The 18,815-nt window shown below is 43.5% G+C and carries 20 protein-coding genes and 1 tRNA gene; 18 read left to right on the forward strand and 3 right to left on the reverse strand.

Annotated features, from left to right (window positions below; genetic code table 11):
* The first annotated feature begins 34 nt into the window (after positions 1-34).
* The 10 genes from BQ9856_RS21030 to BQ9856_RS25585 all read left to right on the forward strand — a co-directional run bounded on the left by BQ9856_RS21030 (position 35) and on the right by BQ9856_RS25585 (position 9,448).
* Positions 35-262: a hypothetical protein gene (locus tag BQ9856_RS21030; RefSeq protein WP_077612753.1), complete on the forward strand. Its 228-nt coding sequence runs from the start codon at positions 35-37 to the stop codon at positions 260-262.
* A 461-nt stretch (positions 263-723) separates the two neighbouring features.
* Positions 724-1,101 carry a hypothetical protein gene (locus BQ9856_RS21035; protein WP_077612754.1) on the forward strand — a complete coding sequence of 126 codons (378 nt, stop codon included), beginning with the start codon at positions 724-726 and terminating at the stop codon, positions 1,099-1,101.
* On the forward strand, positions 1,101-1,292 hold the full coding sequence (locus BQ9856_RS21040) for a hypothetical protein (protein WP_077612755.1): 192 nt from the start codon (positions 1,101-1,103) through the stop codon (positions 1,290-1,292). Before BQ9856_RS21035 ends, BQ9856_RS21040 begins: the two co-directional genes overlap by 1 nt.
* A 128-nt stretch (positions 1,293-1,420) precedes the next feature.
* A complete protein-coding gene (locus BQ9856_RS21045; RefSeq protein ID WP_077612756.1) occupies positions 1,421-1,681 on the forward strand; it encodes a hypothetical protein in 261 nt (86 codons plus the stop codon).
* Between the two features lie 145 nt (positions 1,682-1,826).
* A complete protein-coding gene (locus BQ9856_RS21050; protein WP_077612757.1) occupies positions 1,827-3,533 on the forward strand; it encodes a hypothetical protein in 1,707 nt (568 codons plus the stop codon).
* A gap of 4 nt (positions 3,534-3,537) precedes the next feature.
* Entirely contained in the window at positions 3,538-3,774 is a 237-nt protein-coding gene (locus tag BQ9856_RS21055) for a hypothetical protein (RefSeq protein WP_077612758.1), read from the forward strand.
* Positions 3,775-3,852: 78 nt separating this feature from the next.
* A complete protein-coding gene (locus BQ9856_RS21060; RefSeq protein ID WP_077612759.1) occupies positions 3,853-4,485 on the forward strand; it encodes a zonular occludens toxin domain-containing protein in 633 nt (210 codons plus the stop codon).
* A gap of 254 nt (positions 4,486-4,739) precedes the next feature.
* On the forward strand, positions 4,740-6,311 hold the full coding sequence (locus tag BQ9856_RS21065) for a hypothetical protein (RefSeq protein WP_139348744.1): 1,572 nt from the start codon (positions 4,740-4,742) through the stop codon (positions 6,309-6,311).
* Positions 6,304-7,269: a tyrosine-type recombinase/integrase gene (locus tag BQ9856_RS21070; protein WP_159442054.1), complete on the forward strand. Its 966-nt coding sequence runs from the start codon at positions 6,304-6,306 to the stop codon at positions 7,267-7,269. Before BQ9856_RS21065 ends, BQ9856_RS21070 begins: the two co-directional genes overlap by 8 nt.
* Positions 7,270-7,522: 253 nt before the next feature.
* Positions 7,523-9,448: a P-loop ATPase, Sll1717 family gene (locus BQ9856_RS25585; RefSeq protein WP_328587258.1), complete on the forward strand. Its 1,926-nt coding sequence runs from the start codon at positions 7,523-7,525 to the stop codon at positions 9,446-9,448.
* Between the two features lie 250 nt (positions 9,449-9,698).
* Here BQ9856_RS25585 and BQ9856_RS21080 read toward each other — a convergent pair.
* The 3 genes from BQ9856_RS21080 to trmB form a co-directional block, all read right to left on the reverse strand.
* Positions 9,699-9,771, reverse strand: a tRNA-Lys gene (locus tag BQ9856_RS21080).
* Between the two features lie 112 nt (positions 9,772-9,883).
* A complete protein-coding gene (locus BQ9856_RS24950; RefSeq protein WP_200801335.1) occupies positions 9,884-10,036 on the reverse strand; it encodes a hypothetical protein in 153 nt (50 codons plus the stop codon).
* Between the two features lie 90 nt (positions 10,037-10,126).
* The gene (gene trmB, locus BQ9856_RS21085; protein WP_077612762.1) at positions 10,127-10,765 is read right to left on the reverse strand and encodes a tRNA (guanosine(46)-N7)-methyltransferase TrmB; all 639 of its coding nucleotides are present in this window, start codon (positions 10,763-10,765) and stop codon (positions 10,127-10,129) included.
* Positions 10,766-10,982: 217 nt separating this feature from the next.
* Between trmB and BQ9856_RS21090 the strand changes: the two genes are divergently transcribed.
* The 8 genes from BQ9856_RS21090 to BQ9856_RS21125 all read left to right on the forward strand — a co-directional run bounded on the left by BQ9856_RS21090 (position 10,983) and on the right by BQ9856_RS21125 (position 18,815).
* Positions 10,983-12,113 carry an SH3 domain-containing protein gene (locus BQ9856_RS21090; RefSeq protein ID WP_077612763.1) on the forward strand — a complete coding sequence of 377 codons (1,131 nt, stop codon included), beginning with the start codon at positions 10,983-10,985 and terminating at the stop codon, positions 12,111-12,113.
* Between the two features lie 250 nt (positions 12,114-12,363).
* A complete protein-coding gene (locus BQ9856_RS21095) occupies positions 12,364-12,675 on the forward strand; it encodes an ATPase (RefSeq protein WP_077612764.1) in 312 nt (103 codons plus the stop codon).
* Between the two features lie 4 nt (positions 12,676-12,679).
* Positions 12,680-13,726 carry a V0D/AC39 family V-type ATPase subunit gene (locus tag BQ9856_RS21100; RefSeq protein WP_077612765.1) on the forward strand — a complete coding sequence of 349 codons (1,047 nt, stop codon included), beginning with the start codon at positions 12,680-12,682 and terminating at the stop codon, positions 13,724-13,726.
* Positions 13,727-13,742: 16 nt separating this feature from the next.
* Positions 13,743-15,671 (forward strand): V-type ATP synthase subunit I, encoded by a 1,929-nt coding sequence (locus tag BQ9856_RS21105; RefSeq protein WP_077612766.1) that lies wholly within the window; start codon positions 13,743-13,745, stop codon positions 15,669-15,671.
* Between the two features lie 22 nt (positions 15,672-15,693).
* On the forward strand, positions 15,694-16,125 hold the full coding sequence (locus BQ9856_RS21110; protein WP_077612767.1) for an ATP synthase subunit C: 432 nt from the start codon (positions 15,694-15,696) through the stop codon (positions 16,123-16,125).
* Between the two features lie 3 nt (positions 16,126-16,128).
* Entirely contained in the window at positions 16,129-16,437 is a 309-nt protein-coding gene (locus BQ9856_RS21115; protein ID WP_077612768.1) for a V-type ATP synthase subunit F, read from the forward strand.
* A gap of 16 nt (positions 16,438-16,453) precedes the next feature.
* Positions 16,454-17,056: a V-type ATP synthase subunit E gene (locus BQ9856_RS21120; protein WP_077612769.1), complete on the forward strand. Its 603-nt coding sequence runs from the start codon at positions 16,454-16,456 to the stop codon at positions 17,054-17,056.
* Positions 17,049-18,815: a V-type ATP synthase subunit A gene (locus BQ9856_RS21125; RefSeq protein WP_077612770.1), complete on the forward strand. Its 1,767-nt coding sequence runs from the start codon at positions 17,049-17,051 to the stop codon at positions 18,813-18,815. Before BQ9856_RS21120 ends, BQ9856_RS21125 begins: the two co-directional genes overlap by 8 nt.

An 18,815-nucleotide genomic window follows, 5' to 3' on the forward strand; every position in this document is an offset into this window, starting at 1 on the left:
AGTAAGTGAGATACATGGAAAGGGGTGTCCATCAATGGAACGGTACACGGAGGAAATGAAACTTTGGTTATTCGATCTGGCACATGGGAATTTAAATGATGAAGATATTTTAAAAGGCTTCATCAGGCACTATGTTTTATATGACTTTGGTACAGATCAGGTTGTTAACGATATCGTTTTCCATACCATTTATGGGACGGAAGGTGTTATAAAAGCAAAAGAAAGCATTATTAAGGTTTTAAACCAAACGATTCAAAATTAAGGTTCTGCTGTATACATTGCGGGCCGGGTTTTGGTTTAGTCCCGGCCCCAGGCTACAGGCCGGACACTCTCCCCCGCCGTCCGGCCAGGTGCCCGGCAAAGGCGCAGCCGTGCCGCTGGTGCCAAAGGACGGCATTTAAAGTTCCGGAGCCTAAGCTTGTAAGTTCCCCGGCCTTCGCCAGGTTGATTCAATTTCCCCAGTTTTTCCTTGATCACCGTCCCGCCCGGCTCCGTATCGGGTATCCGGTACGGCGGCTTGGCAATTTGGGGGCAACGCCGGGGGGCCCAAATTGCTCGGCCAATACCTTGCAGTAGCGCGGTAATATTTAGGCTATAAGCATTGTAGACCGCGTCAAATTCAGGTTACTTTCCCTTGGTTTTAACCATACAGGGATAACAAATATGTCATATTAATTGCGGACGGCCTTTTAAGGCTGTTTAAGATGAAAGGAAGGTATATTTATGAGAATGCAGATTATTTTACTTTACGCCGGTCAGTATGATATGACCGATGAAAGAGGTCAGAGAGTGGCCGGTACGTCAGTCAACTATTACTTTAATACCAATCTGGTTGCAGAGGATAACGTAAACGGGACCAAGGGAACTCGCCCGGCGAAATCAAGCTGTGAGTTTGGAGTGATGGCAAAGATCAAGAGGGCCCCCGCACTGTATGACGCAGAGTTTTCCATGTCAATCGGCAGTGATGGAAAGCCAGTGCTTAAGATCATGGACCTTGACTACATATCCGACGTGGAAATTGTCCCGGTACCTGACAGTCAGCTAAACGCCGGGGGACAGGCACCAAAAGAGGAACCTAAGATGGATAAGAAGGTGAGCTGATGAATCTTTCTACATCTTCGGAAGCTGATTTTGATTTAGAGGTAGCAGAAGCGGAAGCATACACCCTTGAAGATGGGGAAGAAACCTCTTCCGCTGCTTCACCTGACCATGATTTTGCAATCGTTCTTTTATTGTTTTTAGGTATTCTGATCGGTGTTTGTCTGATAGGCAGGAGGCGCTGGCATGATTGAAACATACATAGCGGTATGTTCCGGTGGTATTTGTATCGGAATGATATTAAAACTGATTGTTGAACTAATTTTCTATGTAATTAGCTCCCTACTGGGGTTAATGATAAAATCTTAAAGGAGGTTATTTTATGACTAACAAAATTCAGGAAAATGCACGCAGGATTGGACTTGTTGCTCTCCCGGTTGCTGTATCAATGGCTACGGCCGTTCCCGCTTATGCAGCGGAAGGTGCTGTTGATATCACTGGAACCCTGACGACTGCATTTACCAGTGTAAAAAGTGACATGCTTGGTACGATTGCCGCAGCTCTCCCGATTGCTTTAGCTGTTGTCGGAGCAGTCATGGCGGTAAGATTCGGCATTAAATTTTTCCGCCAGGTGGCAAAATAAGAACCAGTGTCATGACAAATTAGGAGGGGCATGCCCTGCCCTTCCTTTTTTGTACAATTTTTTATTGTATCTCAATGAAGTTCCTGATCGGAGCAGCTCCTGGCAGACGGTGAGTCAAATTGAGATACAAAGAAAGGAGTTTATCATGAAACGTTTAAAAAGGCTTTTCGCTCTTACTCTTGCGGTCTTTATGTTTACGGTGACACCATTTTCCGATTATATCAGGGCACGGGAGGAAGCTCAGGCCGCCGCTGTTGCTCCGGCTGTTCCGGTTCTTGCGGGGGCTGCAAAGTTCATTTTTGATCTGCTTCTCTCTGTCCTGGGTGTACATATGGCCGGGGAAATGCTTGGAGGATTCGTGGATGCTCTTGGGGAATGGGTAAAGGTTGACGGGCGGTACGTTACTGTCTTTAACAAGCTGATTGAGGACAGTGCAAAGTGGACTTACGGTGAGGTTGTCAGCATTAGCAAAGAAGCGATCAGCATGATCCGGGATTTTCTGAAAACTCAAAAAGGTTATGGTACGGAAACCGGAATCGAAAAGATTCAGTATGGGGCTGTTTCCCCTGCCTTTGAGGATTCCGTTACTTACAAAAATAACATTGATTTAAGCTCTCTTAATCCCCCGCTTGATCCTGCTGATTATTCTGTTACGATTCCTACACTTACTGGCGAATTTGATATTTATATCGCTTCGAATTGTGAACGTTTTGGCGGCTATATTACGCCAAGCGTTGGTTATGATGAAAATTATAAACCTTATAATTACTTTAATTTAAGTCTTTATGGTATTAAAAATGGTGTTCGTAATTTTTTATATTCTTCGATTGCTTATCGTGACGGTGTTGTTTATTCGAAAGTAACTGATACTAAATATGGTCTTCAACTTCCATTGTCTACCTATTTGGAAATTTTGGATACACTTCCTTTCCCAATTTATGACAATGCAGACGATATGGGTACTTTTTTATCTACAGGTGTTATAGGGGAAACTGTCAATAATTATAGCGATTATGCTTTTGAAACTGACGTGGAATCTGCTCCCGATATTCAGGGGCGGGAAATTGAAACGGACGGCACGATCGCCATACCGGGTACGGAAGCGGAAATTCTGGAATTGCTTACAAGCATTAAGGAAGCAGTTACCGCTAAAGAAAGGGAAAAAGCCTTGGCTCCTACTCTTACGGTCATTTATGGCGGTAAATCGAATCAGGAAGAGCCAGAGGAACCTAATGAGAAATTCCCATGGCTTCCTGACATTACAGGTCCGATTAAAAAGCTAGGCAGTAGTCTTGATGATGTAAAGGCATTTGTCAAGAATATCCCCGGTTCCCTGTCCGATATTTTAAAGGCTATAAAGGCCATTCCCGGCAATATAGAAGTGATCATTGATGAAGCTTCCGGCAAGATACTGGAACGCTTTACACCGCTTATAGACGGTATGCAATCCGTTGTTACTGCTGTTCAGGGGATTCCCCAGCATTTACTTGATATCCTGAATGGCATAAAAGCTATGCCCGGACAAATGGTAGATGCTTTGGCTAATTTATTTAATTCGAACGATGATGATTTGGATCCCAATAAGTGGCAGATAAATTCTGATATTGTTAATAAATTTCCTTTCTGCATCCCATTTGATTTGTTTGCATGTATTCAATTATTTTCCGAGACATCCTTAAGACCCCGTTGGGAGATTCCTTTTACAGTTGGCAGCCTGGGAGTTCAGGAATCCATTATTATAGACTTGTCTACAGATGACTGGCAGCCATTAGTTATGGTTATCAGGTTAACGACACTTGTAGGTTATTGCATTGGTCTAATTGTCCTTACCAGGGGACTTATTAAGGGGTGATTTTATGCTGGAGAAGATAAGGTACATATTGATAAAGCTTGGCAATGCCTGTGTGTTTTTTCTGCCTGACAGCCCATTCCAGTCATTTATAAACCAGATTGATAAGATACCTTTTTTAGGCTATCTGAATTATTTTGTACCTGTGGCGCAAATTATCGCAATTACCCAGCTTTGGGTTACAGCGATCGCAGTTTTTTATTTGGTACAGCTGGCGCTCCGGTGGGTAAAAATGATTGAATGATGTATCTCAAATTTACCGCCGGCTGCTTCCGATCGGCACAGGCTGGAAGGAATCATGAGATACAAGGAGGTAGGCATTATGATTTATTTCTATTCCGGTACTCCCGGTTCCGGCAAGTCTTACCATGTCGCAAAGGATATTTATTTCCAGCTGAATCATGGAAAAAATGTCATTGCTAACTTTGATATTAATTATGACATGATAAAGGCAAAGAAAAGGGGGTACTTTTTTTGTAAAGATAACTTTGAATTATCGGTTGACTGGCTTCTGGACTTTTCCCGGCTGTGTCACCGCAGGGATAAGAGGGGGAAAATTATTGAAGGTCAGACCTGGCTGGTTATAGATGAATGCCAGCTTATATTCAACTGCCGTTCCTGGAATGACCGGAGCCGCCAGCAATGGGCCAGCTTTTTCACCCAGCACCGGAAATATGGCTATCATATTATACTGGTCAGCCAGTTCGACCGTCTGATCGACCGTCAAATCCGCAGCCTGATCGAATACGAATACAGGCACCGGAAAATTAACAATTTCGGCACGATCGGTTTTTTCTTAGGCTTGTTCTCCCTTGGGCATCCTCTTTTTGTGTCAGTGGAATACTGGTACGGGGTCAAGGAAAAATGCGGTGTTTCATTTTTTTACGGGCGCAAGAAGTACTATCGCATGTATGATTCATACAAGTTGTTTGACGAGGGCGCCCAGGGCGGATAGGGGTGGCGCAGCCGGGGCCCCTGAACGCGCCGGGCGCCCTCGCCAACACCGCAAATGCCCCTTACCACGTGCCTGTAAAACGTGGTCTGGAAATACATGGAAAATTCGTATTTTTTCTAGGAAATACAAGGGCTCGAAAGTAATTTTAAAATTTGGCGAAACTACCCCTTTCGCCAAAAACTTTAACTGATTAAAGTGAGGTGTTTTATATGCTTGATAAAAGGTTTTTAGAATCTTGTGATATATGTAGGGAAATGAATAGTGAGGACCAAAAATACTGGTTTGATTTTAAAAAGTCTAAATTCCTACATAACATTGATACGTTTTATTATTCAGTGAAATTTATAAATGACTTTACTGCCGATTCTTCGGATATGAATGTCATGAAGTTCCGAAAATACTTTGACGCAATGAATCGGAAGCTCTCAAAAAATGTAAACGTCGACTTTCTTCGTCTTGACTTTGGTTCGGGCTTCTCCTTAAACCTTAGACCATTCAGTTTTGCAAAAATGTATAATGTCTGCCTGGAATACCCTGAATGGTTTGATATCTTTTTAGCTCCTGTAGTTCCAAAATCTTCCGATTCGGCGGTATCCGTCACTTGTGAATTGGTGGTACAGATCAGAAGTTATATGCTTTGGATATACGGGGTCAATGAATCATTCGAACGGTCTTATGAATATGTCCAGGCATTAGCCGAACATTTTGGCTTACAGATTGCCTATGCCCAGGAAAACCGAATTGATTATTGCTGGCATAGCAATTACCTAAGTAATCCGGAACGCTTCTTTTCCCTGGAAAACTTTTACAAGATGCGTGTAGATCGGTTTAACGATGCTGTCACCCATACAGAGAAGAAAGGTAGTCAGGATTATGAGATTGATTATGTTGCCCTGGGAAAGAGAACGGATAAAGTCTTTATTAGAATCTACATGAAGAGTAAAGAGGTTGTTGAAATGGGTTATAAAGGCTGGTTCTTTTACTTCTGGCTGTTCAACGGATTAATTAACCGCTATGATCTGCATGTTTATGAAGAATGCTATAAGCGCCGAAGCTGGCAGTACCTTAATATGGCCCGTGCTTCCTTCTACCTGGAACATGGCTCCGATGAAAATGCAAAGTCAGTCTGCCGCAGGCTCTTATCCGGGGAGCAGACCATGGAGGAAGATACCTTACAGAAATTTGTTGACGGTCTTACACCAAAAGTAAACCTGATTATGAATGTGGAGTATCAGACACGCCGCCGCCATTCAAAATCTTATGTACTGCTTCCGCTTCGAGATAACAAGTCAAAGTTAACTGCTAAAAGAATTTATGATTACCTGGACAATCGGAAACTGATTATGGATTATCTGACAAACTTTGTATTTCGTATGGTAGAACCGGAAGGGGATGTGAATAAATCCCGCCGTGAAATGTGCGGATTCTGGAAGTCTCTGCGCAGCTGTAAGCTGGTAGATGTACATGTTCCTCCGAAGCAGCTTAAGCTGGTACGGGAATATAGCCGCCATCTGAATGCTGATCTGGTGAAACGGCGGGCGATCAATAGTATTGTAACGTTAGGATTTTATAATAAGGGTATGAATGAAGATGATATCATGCAAGATGTTGTAGATGCACTTTGTACGTTAAATGATAATGATGTTGAGAAGGCTTTACGGTATAAAACGAAAAAGGCCCAGCAGCTCAACTCCGATGAACTGCCGGGCAACCTTACATATACTGCAAGGTCTGAACTCACGATCATAGATAAAACAACTGGTGAAGTCTATAGTCATAATAGCATGAGCAAAAATGAATTTCAAGGAGATTTTACGAATGAATAAGATAACAGTTAAAAAGGCATTTGAAAAGTTTATGGGGTTAAAAGAATCTTATTGTGATAATAGTACCTGTAAATATTATGAGCAGAACTTAAGCTTTTTCTTTGAGTATTTGGAATCAGAGTTTAAAAAACCAATTGACAAAATTCCGGTGGATAGCCTGGCTCCTGATATCGTACAAAGCTATATAAAACACCTTAGATTTAAGCCCAAATATGAGCATCATCCGTTTAAGATCGGGGACGAAAAGAAAGGAAATCTAAAAAATTCTACCATCAGAATTTATACGAGAGCTGTTAAAGTATTTTTCAACTATATTCGTGATGACCTGGACTGTGAAGTTACTTTTAAAAGACCCCGGCTTCCTACCAACGATTCCCGGATACAACTCCCTTTATACAGTCATGAGGTTCAGGCACTCGATCAGGTATTCTTAAACTCAACTGAAATGGGGCTTAGAAATTTATGTATTATCCATCTTATGCTTGATGGCGGTCTAAGAAGTGAGGAAGTCATTGGTTTAAAGGTAAAGGATATTTGCTTTGATAAAGATTACATATTAATAGAAGATTCAAAGAATCACAAGTCCCGTATTGTTCCCCTGGCCTGGAATTTACGAATATACTTACGCAGTTATTTGGATTATCGAGAGGTTAAACCTATGGATGCACTGATTCTTAAAACAAAAGGCTCGGAAGCTATCAACTATAATGTATTGAAACAGCTCTTTTTCAGGATAAGGAAATGGACAGGTGTTGAAAGGCTGCATCCGCATTTATTAAGACATACGTTTGCTGTTTCTAATCTGGTAGGCGGTGGAAACCTGGAATTTCTGCGTGATATGCTCGGTCATAGTGATTACACCACTACCAGGGATTATGTGAAAATGGCTAACCAATACCGCATGATGGATGCAGATGTATATAAATTAGATGCAATTTTCTTCCGTCAAATAAAATAAAAGTATCTCAATCAGTCTTCCCGATCAGCCGGAGCTTCTCCGGCCGGGAACTTGGTTGAGATACACTTTTTTACTTGTAAAATTTTCCATATATAATATAATTAATACAGAATTATTCATTGGCATCAGCTTAATATAATAGCAATAATGGGAAACTGGCACTATGTTTGATTGTGGATATAATCTTAAATATGAATAAGTATCAGAAGTAATAGTCCAAAACGTATTTATAAAAATTAGGAGGTTGATATTTATGATAAAGGATAAAAAATTGTTAACAATTGGGGATATTTACGCCGGAAAACCAGATGCTAATGATGAAATAAAAGAGCAAGGATATGATGAGTTTGTTAACAGTTATATCGAACCAACAGGAATAGACGTTGAGGAAATAGCCATCACAAAATACGGTTCTCCATATTTTGTGATGGGTGATAAGGGAACAGGAAAAACGGCGTTACTACACTTTCTTGAAAACTATGTTAGGACATTAGATAATGCAGCGTGCTCATCCTTTGTTTTTTTTGAAAGCGGATACTCGCAGGTAGATAGAGCAAAACTAAATACAATATCCCGGGCTATCTCAACGCCAATCGCTGTCGATGCATCTATAGCTGCATCTGGTAAAGAATTAGAGTGTGACTTTACGTACATTTGGAGATGGCAATTTTATCAGAAAATTATTGATGATAATAATAGTTTTAATAATAACCTTTTCATAGACGATGACGACTGGACTAAATTCTGCCGTGAAATATCAAAAATTGACAAGACTATCTATGGTGGGAAAATGCGTATTCCAGCTAAAATTTCATTCTCAGCAACTACCAATCCTCAATTTGGAACCGTAGAGCCAAGTATCGGTATTGAACCTTTGGATTTATCCAAGCCTCACTTTAACAATACGGCAAGTTATGGCGACTTCATTAACATCATTCAAAAGGCGGATGAACTTATTCTGAACGCAACAAGAACGGATATACCATACTATATTTTTATTGATGAATTGGAAGCCTACAGAAGTGACAGTGATGTATTCTATCGAGACTTACGAATGATTAGAGACCTTCTTTTTACCACCAAGAGGATGAATGACACTTTTCGTGAAAGAACAAAATTTATTTGTTCTGTTCGATTGGAGATACTTAATTCAATAAATCGTTTTGTACAATCCAACCAGTTACACAAAATTATGCAAGGATATGATAAGCGGCTTACTTGGGAATATACGAATACAAACTCGTTTAAGCACCCAATTATTAGTATACTATTAAGACGGATAGAAATGGCTGAAGAAAAAGCTGGTATTGTCGATTCGACGCAGCACGAGCTTATAAAAAGATGGTTTGTGCCACAAGTTTACAATACACATATATGTACATATATTCTTGATAATACGTGGTACAGACCTCGAGATATAGTACGATTAATTCTTGCAGCCCAATCTAAAAATTCAAAAAAATTTCACTCGTTTAATCAAAATGCATTTGAAACATTCATGCACGTCTACTCTAAACAATGCTTGGTAGAAGTGCAAGAAGAGATGCGTGCACTCTATACTGCAGAGGAAATAGATTGTATTGTTCAGTGTTTTCGAGGATATAAAACTACATTTTCATATGATGAAATCAATGAAAGAATAGGTAAACTGTTTCCCAATACCTTCTTAACCGAGAAGCTGGTTACGGTACTTAATGATTTATATAGGATTGGCTTTATTGGGAATTATTTGAATAAAGATACTGCAACTCAATGGGAATATAAGGAGAAGTATTCTTTATTGATTGATTCACCTTGGAAAATGATTATTCATCCATCATTAAATGTTGAATTGTCTATAAGTGGGAGAAAAGACAAACAGTTTAACATTTACGCTAGTGGCAATGAAACACTAGAAAACTCGCAACCGCTATGTCAAGCGGATATTTCTTCAAAGTGTATAGAGTGCGGTAGCGAATTTATATTTTCGGCAGGCGAACAGAATTTCTATGCTCAACAAGGTTTACGTGTACCTAAACGATGCAAAAATTGTCGAATGGTTCGTAAAAATGCCATTCGTGCATCAAGAGAATATTATAATGTTAAATGTTCTTCTTGTGGAGTAGATACTAAGGTGCCTTTTGAACCGAAAGAAGGAAGCCCCGTTTATTGTTGGGAATGCTTAAACGATAACCACTGATTGACAATTCCCTTAAACTCAGAATTAAGCTAAATTTTCAACTGCTCATTATATTTATAATGAAATAAATATGTAAAATAATATTTCCAAAAACAAAAAGAAGTACTGTCCCCGACGCAGTCGTCAAAGACAGTACTTTTTTTACCCTTAAGTCCTTCCCAAAGGACAAATAGATTCCGACCATTATTTCTACACAAAGGAAAAGCACCGACCCCGCAGCTCTCCGTCTGCAAAACCAGTACTTTTTTAGTGCGCCTTCAGGGACTCGAACCCTGGACAAATAGATTAAGAGTCTACTGCTCTACCAACTGAGCTAAAGGCGCTTGTCTTTCGTTCATTTCATTATGCTCTCGTCTCGAGCACGTGTGTTATTATATATCTGTATCCAACAAAAGTCAACACCTTTTTTACAAATAATTTACAACATTTTCGAATTTATTTATTATTCTTATTTTTTTGTGCATTTCCTCCTAATGTTTTGTTCACTTCTACAAAAGATTTATTCCAGCCCAGCATTCTCTTATTCAGTTGTGTCTTATCGCTGGTAGTCTGGAGAAGTTTGCTGGTAACCTTGTCTTTCATGCCCATTGCCATTGCTCCCGCATCTACTTTTGCTTTATTATATGCAAAACCGGCGCTCCGGTTATTAAAACCTTAACGCCGGTAAAAAAATTTGAATTACCTTCTGCCCGCTACAAGTTTATATATGGGGTTCCCCTGAGAGGAAAACTTCTCCTCGTACTCTGTCATCACGTTCCCTTCTCCCATCTCACTGTGATGAAGGTCATACGTATATTCCTTTATCTCCCAGCAAGCTCCGGGAACTGCTTCCAGGGAGTAATCAAAAAGGCCTTTGTTGTCGGTTTTAAACTCCACTACACCGTCAGGCTTTAAGATCCGGTCATAAACCGCCATAAATTCCTCTGATGTGAGCCTGCGCTTTGCGTGACGGTCCTTGGGCCAGGGATCGGAAAAGTTTAAATAGATCTTCTGAACCTCCCCCGGCTCAAATATCTCAGCCAGATTTTTTGCATCCACACACATGAAATAGATATTATCAAGCTCCAGCTGAGCACGCTTCTGAAGCCCGCGTAACAGCACACTGGGATACCTTTCGATTCCAACATAATTTATTTCCGGGTGAAGGGAGGCAAGCTCCATGATGAAACGCCCCTTTCCCATGCCAACTTCTATTTCTATAGGATTTTCATTGCCAAACACTTCCTTCCAGCGGCCCCTTTTTTCAGAAGGGTTCTGGACCACATATGGGCTTCCCGCGATTTCCTCTTCCGAGCCTGGTATGTGACGTAACCTCATATTTAAATTCCTCCAGATCATTTAATCTTTTTTAAGATAACCGTGGTATGATATTGCAGGTAGATTGTATCATAGATAGCGCGCAGAACGCAAGTTTGCTGTTTTTTACTTTTCTCTTACAAAACAAAATTCTACAAAATAACAGGTGCGCAATTTCCAATAATCTAGTATAATGTCTGTATATTGGCATACAACCGTTTTGCAAAGGAGGAAATATATGGGAACTACAGACAACAGTTTCTGGATCAGAATCCAGCAGAATCTAAGTGAAGCCGGAAATCTCATGGCTCAGAAACAGTATAATATGGCCATGATCAAAGCCCGGCAGACTCTGGAATATATGGTAAATTATCTGGGAGAAAAGGCACTGATCGTAGAAGGCGATCTGGCCGACAGCATTGACCAGTTATTTGAAGGGCACTTTATTTCCCAGACTGCCAGAGACCACTACCACAGAATCCGTGTGCTGGGAAACAAAGCGGTTCACGAAGGAGATGACAGTCCCTATGATGCAAACGAAGCCTTCCAGCTTCTGTCCAAAGAAGTCAATGCCTTTGCAAACTCTATAGGCGGAGGAAAACATCGTACAGCCTCTTCCCCACAGCGCTCCACAGGCGTTAAGGCCGCATCCGTTACTTCCAGGAGTATCCCCGCACGAAGCGGCGCTCCAAGGAGCGAGTCCCAGAGAACCGGTTCTCAAAGAAACGGCGGTGCAAGGACTGCACCCGTCAGATCCGGCGAACGGCCAGGTCCGGCAAGAAACAGCGGAACAAGACCTTCCGGGGCAAGGCCCAGCCAGAGATCTCCTCAGAGAAATACTTCCGGAAACGGCCAGAGACCCTCGTCCCGCAGCAGAAGCAGGAGGCGTTCCAAGAAGAGAGGCTTTGATGCATATGGCCTGTTAAAACCGGCTTTGATTTTCCTGGTCCTTCTTGTGCTTATCCTGATAATTGTAAAACTGATACCTGGAAAAAATGATAAAAAAGAAACCACGGCACCTGAAATATCGACCGAAGCGACGACCGAGGTCATGCCGACCACCGAAGCAACGACAGAACCAACGGAGCCCGAGACAGAAGCTCCAAAGATTTACACCACCAAGAGCAAGCTTAATGTGCGTTCGGAGCCATCAACCAATGGTACCAAGCTTGGAAGTCTTGCTTCCGGTACGGTAGTGGAGTACGTGGAAACCTATGATGATAAATGGACAGTCATTATGTTTGAAGGAAAACAGGCTTACATAGCCACTGAATTTCTGACCATATCAGAAGCAGAGTCCGGCAGCGGCACGGACGAAACCAGTGAAACCTCCACTGCTGCAGAAAGCGGGGCATCCGCCCGCCAGTAATACAGTAAAAAAACTGTTCCTTTCCATTGTTTTTAAAAGCGAAGAATCCAGAGGAAATGATCCTCTGCTCTTCGCTTTTTCTTATGTTCATGCATAACCTCAGTCCGAACGGTGTAACTTATATTTATGATAAAATTCCATTAATATTGTCGATTTTTCCTAACATCCTATGGCATTTTTTTAAATTTGTAGTATGATTGTAAGTTAGAACTACGCTATATATTTAACGATCAGAAAGGGAGGGCACAATGTGGATACTGTGATTGAGAAAATATCCGAGATTGAATCGGCTGCAACTTCCATCATGGATAACGCCAACGAGCGTAAAAAGGCATTTGCCAAAGAGATGGAAGAACGGACTGCCGCATTTGATGCGCAGTTGGAAGCGGAAACAAATAAAAAAATTGAAGAACTGCGGGCCAGCATGGAAATCAACATGAATAACCGTCTGGAGAAACAACGGAGTGATTCGAAAAAAGTCCTCGAAACCATGGAAAAACGTTATGAAGAACATCATACCCAATATGCAGAGGATTTATTTCATACTATGATAAAGGAGTGATCCTATGGGAGACCTGCTATCCTACAGCGGCATTACAACCAAGGTAAGGGCCATGGAGAGCCATCTGGTCACCGACAGCCAGTTTCGCGAAATGGCAGCGCTTGAAACCGTTTCTGATGCAGTGGAATATTTACGGCGCCTTCCTGCTTATGAAGGGCTGTTCGCCAACTTAGAGGGGGTGGAGCTTCACCGGGGAGCGATCGAGCAGCGGCTGATCCTTTCCCTGTATGAGGATTTTGCAAAACTCTACCGGTTCGCCAATTTGACCCAGCGTAAATTCCTTGATTTATATTTTATGCACTTTGAAATCGATATCCTGAAAAAATGCTTCCGCAACGCAATGGGACGTAACCGGCTGGACATCGATCTTTCCGTATTCCAGGAATTTTTTGAGAAACATTCCCGGCTGGATCTGTTAAAATTATCATCTTCCGGGGATCTTCATGAGTTTATCGCTAACCTGGAGGGATCGGTCTACTATGACCTGCTGTCCCACTTAGATGATGGGGACCAGCCTGCCTTGTTTGATTATGAGGTTCACTTGGACCTTCTGTACTTTAAAAGCATTTGGAAGGTCATGGGTAAATATCTAGGCCGGAAAGAACAGGAACTTCTTTCCCGCTGCTTTGGCAGCAAGCTGGATCTGCTGAACATCCAGTGGATCTACCGTTCCAAGAAATATTATCATCTGCAGCCGGCAGACATTTATTCCCTTCTTATTCCCATCAATTATCATCTGAATAAGGAGCAGGTGACTAAAATGGCGGAGGCAGCCACACTGGATGAATTCTATACCGTTCTAAGAACCACTTACTACGGACGGATGGAGGATTTGGAAGCCGCAGACAAGTCGGACTTGGAACAACTGACCCAGGACGTGTTAAATAAGATTTACCGTTCCACCAGTCAGCAGAATCCTTACTCCATTGCCACACTAAACTCCTATCTTTATTTTAAAGAGGAGGAAATTCAGAAGATTATCACCCTCATAGAGAGCATCCGGTACCGCGTAAGCCCGGATGAAATCATCTCCTATGTGGTAAAACAGTAAAGGGGGTTGCTTTTCCGTGATAGAAAAGATGAAATTCTTAAGTATCACCGGACCCAGGGAAGACATTGACCGGGTCATTGACACCTATTTATCCAAGTATGAGATCCATTTGGAAAACGCGCTGTCGGAATTAAAAACGGTGAAAGACTTAAGGCCTTATATTGAAACCAATCCATACAAAGAGACATACCAGCGAGCCATAGAGCTTGCACAATTACTTCCGCCCGGAAGTCCGGACAGCACCAGGCGGCAGGTTTCCATAGAACAGGCAGCAAGAATGATCACAGAGATTGATGAACAGGTAAAGGAGCTCACGGCAAGGGAGGAAAACATTCTGGCTAAGCAGAATTCCCTTCAGGAATCCTTAGACCGGATCATTCCTTTTACCGGACTTAATTATGATTTAAGCTCCATCCTTCAATTTAAGTACATTAAATTCCGATTTGGACGCATTTCCCATGAATATTACAACAAATTTGAAAGTTATGTCTATGATACCATTGATACCGTCCTGTATAAATGCCGGGAGGATAACGAATATGTCTGGGTGGTTTACTTTGTTCCTGAAACCATATCAAACCAGATCGACGCGATTTACTCCTCCATGCACTTTGAACGTTTCTTCTTACCTGATGAATATGAAGGCACACCGTTAGATGCCATCCATTCTCTGGAGGATAACATAAGCGCTCTGCAGACAGACTTAAACAGCCTTCATAAACAGATGTCCCAGATGCTGGCCTCCAGGCAGAATGATTTACTGGCTGCCTTAAACCGGCTGGAGACCTTCTCAACCAACTTCAATGTCCGAAAGCTGGCCGCCTGTACCAAGCAGAACATCAATACCTTCTACATTCTCTGCGGCTGGATGAGCAACCGGGATGCAGCTGCCTTCCAGAAAGAAATAGCGGATGACAAAAAAACCTTCTGCATCGTGGAGGATGACCACAGCAATATTATGAGCAAGCCCCCTACCAAGCTTCACAATCCCGGGCTTTTCAAACCGTTTGAGATGTTCATACGGATGTACGGCCTTCCCGCCTACAATGAGATCGACCCAACTATTTTAATCGGAATCACCTATTCCTTCCTGTTTGGGTTTATGTTCGGGGACGTTGGACAGGGCCTCTGCCTTTTGTTTGGCGGGTACCTCCTTTACCGGCTCAAAAAGATGAATCTGGCAGCCATTGTATCCTGCTGCGGATTCTTCTCTACCATATTCGGTTTCCTGTTCGGCAGTATTTTCGGATTTGAAGATGTGATAGACGCGGTCTGGCTCCGCCCCATGGAGCACATGACCAGCCTGCCCTTTATCGGAAGGCTGAATACGGTGTTCATCGTAGCGGTTTCCATCGGTATGGGGATTATCCTGTTAACCATGGTCCTAAACATCCTAAACAGCATCCGCTCCCATGATCCGGAAAGGACCCTGTTCGATACAAACGGCGTGGCAGGACTTGTCTTTTACGCCAGCCTTGTGCTCACCATAGTCCTCTACATGACAAAGAACCCGATTCCGGCATCCATACTGCTTGTTATTATGTTCGGCATCCCGCTGCTCATCATGTTCTTTAAGGAGCCGCTCACCAACCTGGTGGAAAAGAAGGCCCGGATCATGCCGGAAGGTAAGGGCATGTTTGTGATTCAGGGTTTTTTCGAACTGTTTGAAGTATTATTAAGCTACTTCTCCAACACCCTCTCCTTTGTCCGTGTAGGCGCTTTTGCGGTCAGCCACGCGGCCATGATGGAAGTAGTGCTCATGTTATCCGGCGCAGAAGCAGGAAATCCCAACTGGTTGGTTGTGATTCTTGGGAATTTTTTTGTCTGCGGCATGGAAGGACTTATTGTAGGGATCCAGGTACTTCGTCTGGAATATTACGAATTATTCAGCCGTTTCTACCGCGGAACCGGCCGTGCATTTAAACCTTACGGAAAGAAAAATTAAAAACCAAAACGGAGGTAACATTATGTCTAATTTAGTTAAAATCACATTTGCAATCGCATTGATCTTAAGCATCGCCGTACCATTCGGAGCATTCGCCATGGGCGAAAAAACAAAGGGACGTTATAAGACTGCTCTCGGCATCAACACATTTTTGTTCTTCGGAACCCTGATCGTTTCCGGTATCTTTCTATTTAACGGCAATGCTGCGGCTGCGGAAACAGCAACTGCCGGAGCAGGAAACATTGCCGGCATGGGCTATCTGGCTGCCGCTCTTTCCACTGGCCTTGCCTGCATCGGCGGCGGTATCGCCGTTTCCGCAGCTGCCAGCGCTGCTCTCGGCGCCATCAGCGAGGATAGCTCCATTCTCGGTAAATCATTGATCTTCGTAGGTCTTGCCGAAGGTGTATGTCTGTATGGTCTGATCATTTCTTTCATGATCTTAGGCAAGCTGTAACCGATGAAAATGTATTTGATCAGCGACAACGTGGATACCTGGACCGGCATGAGGTTAGCCGGGGTGGAAGGCGCTGTCGTCCATGAAAAGGCTGAGCTGAAACATGAACTGGATAAAGTCCTGGCCGATAAGGAGATCGGGATCATACTTCTAACGGAAAAATTCGGAAGAGAGTTTCCGGACATCATCAATGATGTGAAGCTAAACCGCAAGCTCCCATTAATTGTGGAAATCCCTGACCGCCATGGTACCGGCCGCAAGCCGAACTTTATCACCGATTATGTAAACGAAGCGATCGGATTAAAACTATAAGAAAGAGGTGGTCATCTTGACAACTGAGGAAAAATTACAGCATTTCCTGGATTTTTGTATGGAAGATGCCAGAACCCGCAGTGCAAAGATGCTTGATGAATATACCGCTGCCCTGGAAAAGACCTTTACCGAACATCAGGAAGATGCGAAACGCCGGGCCGGACAGCAGGTGGCCATGGAAAGCGAGCGGATCGAACGGGAGATCAACAAAAGACTCTCTCTGGAACAGATCAGCATGAAACGGGAGTTTGGAAAAAAACAGGATGAACTCAAAGATAAGCTGTTTGTGGAGCTTAAGGATAAACTGGCGGGGTTCATGGAAACCCCGGAATACACAAAGCTTTTGGAAAAGCAGATACAGGAGGCCAAAGAGCTGGCCGGTAAAGAGTTTATCACCATCTACATCGATCCTGCAGATGAGGAAAAGATCAATAAGCTGGCGCTTCATAACAGCGCCGACATCCGGGTGAGCGAATACTCATTTATGGGAGGAACCCGGGCAGTCATCCCTTCCAGGCATATTTTAATTGATAATTCATTTCAAACCAAGCTGGCGGAAGCGAAACATGAATTCCGCTTTGATGTAAAGGATTTGTTGGGAGGTACGGCTAATGACTAATACAGGCACCATTTCCGGCATTAACGGCCCTGTCATTTATTTAAAGGGCGATTCCGGATTCAGAATGAATGAAATGGTCTACGTCGGCAAGGATCATTTAGTCGGTGAGATCATCGGTCTTACGGACCGCCGCACCATTGTCCAGGTATATGAGGAAACCAGTAGCTTAAAGCCGGGAGAAACCGTCACTTCCACCGGTTTCCCCGTATCTGTCACCCTGGCTCCCGGTATTTTAAATAACATCTTTGACGGGATCGAACGCCCTTTAAGCGAGATCGCAAAGACCGGAGGAGCATATATTGACCGGGGCATTCATGTGGATTCCCTTGATAATGCGAAGCTCTGGAAGACCCATATGACAGTAAAAAAGGGAGACCATCTGTTCCCCGGAGCCATTATTGCGGAGGTTCCCGAAACGCCTGCCATTGTCCATAAGGTCATGATTCCGCCGGATATGGAAGGTTATGTTTTAGATGTAGTGGAGGATGGTTCTTACACCATATCCGATCCCCTGTTAACACTCCAGCTGTCAGACGGCTCCGAAAAGAAGATCACCATGACCCAGAAATGGCCCATCCGCATTCCGAGACCTATATTAAAGAGATACCCGGCATCCAAGCCTCTTGTCACCGGACAGAGGATCATTGATACCCTGTTCCCTCTTGCAAAAGGCGGCACCGCCTGTATCCCCGGCGGCTTCGGCACGGGCAAGACCATGACCCAGCACCAGATAGCCAAATGGTCCGATGCGGATATCATCATCTACATCGGCTGCGGCGAACGTGGCAATGAGATGACGCAGGTGCTTGAGGAATTCTCCGAGCTGATCGATCCCCGTTCCGGAAATCCATTGATGGACCGCACCACACTGATCGCCAATACCTCCAATATGCCCGTTGCCGCCCGTGAAGCCAGCCTCTACTCCGGACTCACCCTGGCGGAATACTACCGGGATATGGGGTATCATGTGGCTATCATGGCGGACTCCACCTCCCGCTGGGCCGAGGCCTTAAGAGAGTTATCCGGACGTCTCGAAGAAATGCCGGCTGAGGAAGGCTTCCCGGCTTACTTAGCTTCCCGCTTATCCGCCTTCTATGAGAGGGCCGGAATGATGCAGAACATGAACGGAACCGAAGGTTCTGTCACCATCATCGGCGCCGTATCTCCCCAGGGAGGTGACTTCTCCGAGCCCGTGACCCAGAATACCAAGCGTTTTGTGCGCTGCTTCTGGGGACTGGACCGCAACCTGGCAAACGAACGCCATTTCCCGGCCATCCACTGGCTCAGCAGCTATTCCGAATATTTAACCGATTTAGCTCCCTGGTACGTGGAAAACGTGGATAAGAAATTCGTGGATTACAGAAACCGCATGGTCTTTCTGCTGACCCAGGAAAGCAGCTTAATGGAGATCGTTAAACTGATCGGCGGAGATATGCTTCCCGATGACCAGAAGCTCATACTGGAGATCTCCAAGGTGATCCGGATCGGATTTTTACAGCAGAATGCATTCCATAAGGAAGATACCTGTGTCCCAATGGAAAAACAGTTTAAGATGATGGATCTGATTCTTTATCTATACAAAAAATCCCGGTCTCTCGTATCCATGGGAATGCCCATGTCCGTATTAAAAGAGGACCCGGTCTTTGATAAAATCATTTCCATCAAATACGATGTACCCAACGACAGACTGGATATGTTCGATGACTACAAAAAGCAGATCGATGCTTTCTACGATTCAGTCATCGAGCGAAACGCATAA

This window comes from Clostridium sp. Marseille-P2415 (assembly GCF_900155545.1).
Classification (GTDB): Bacteria; Bacillota; Clostridia; order Lachnospirales; family Lachnospiraceae; genus Lacrimispora.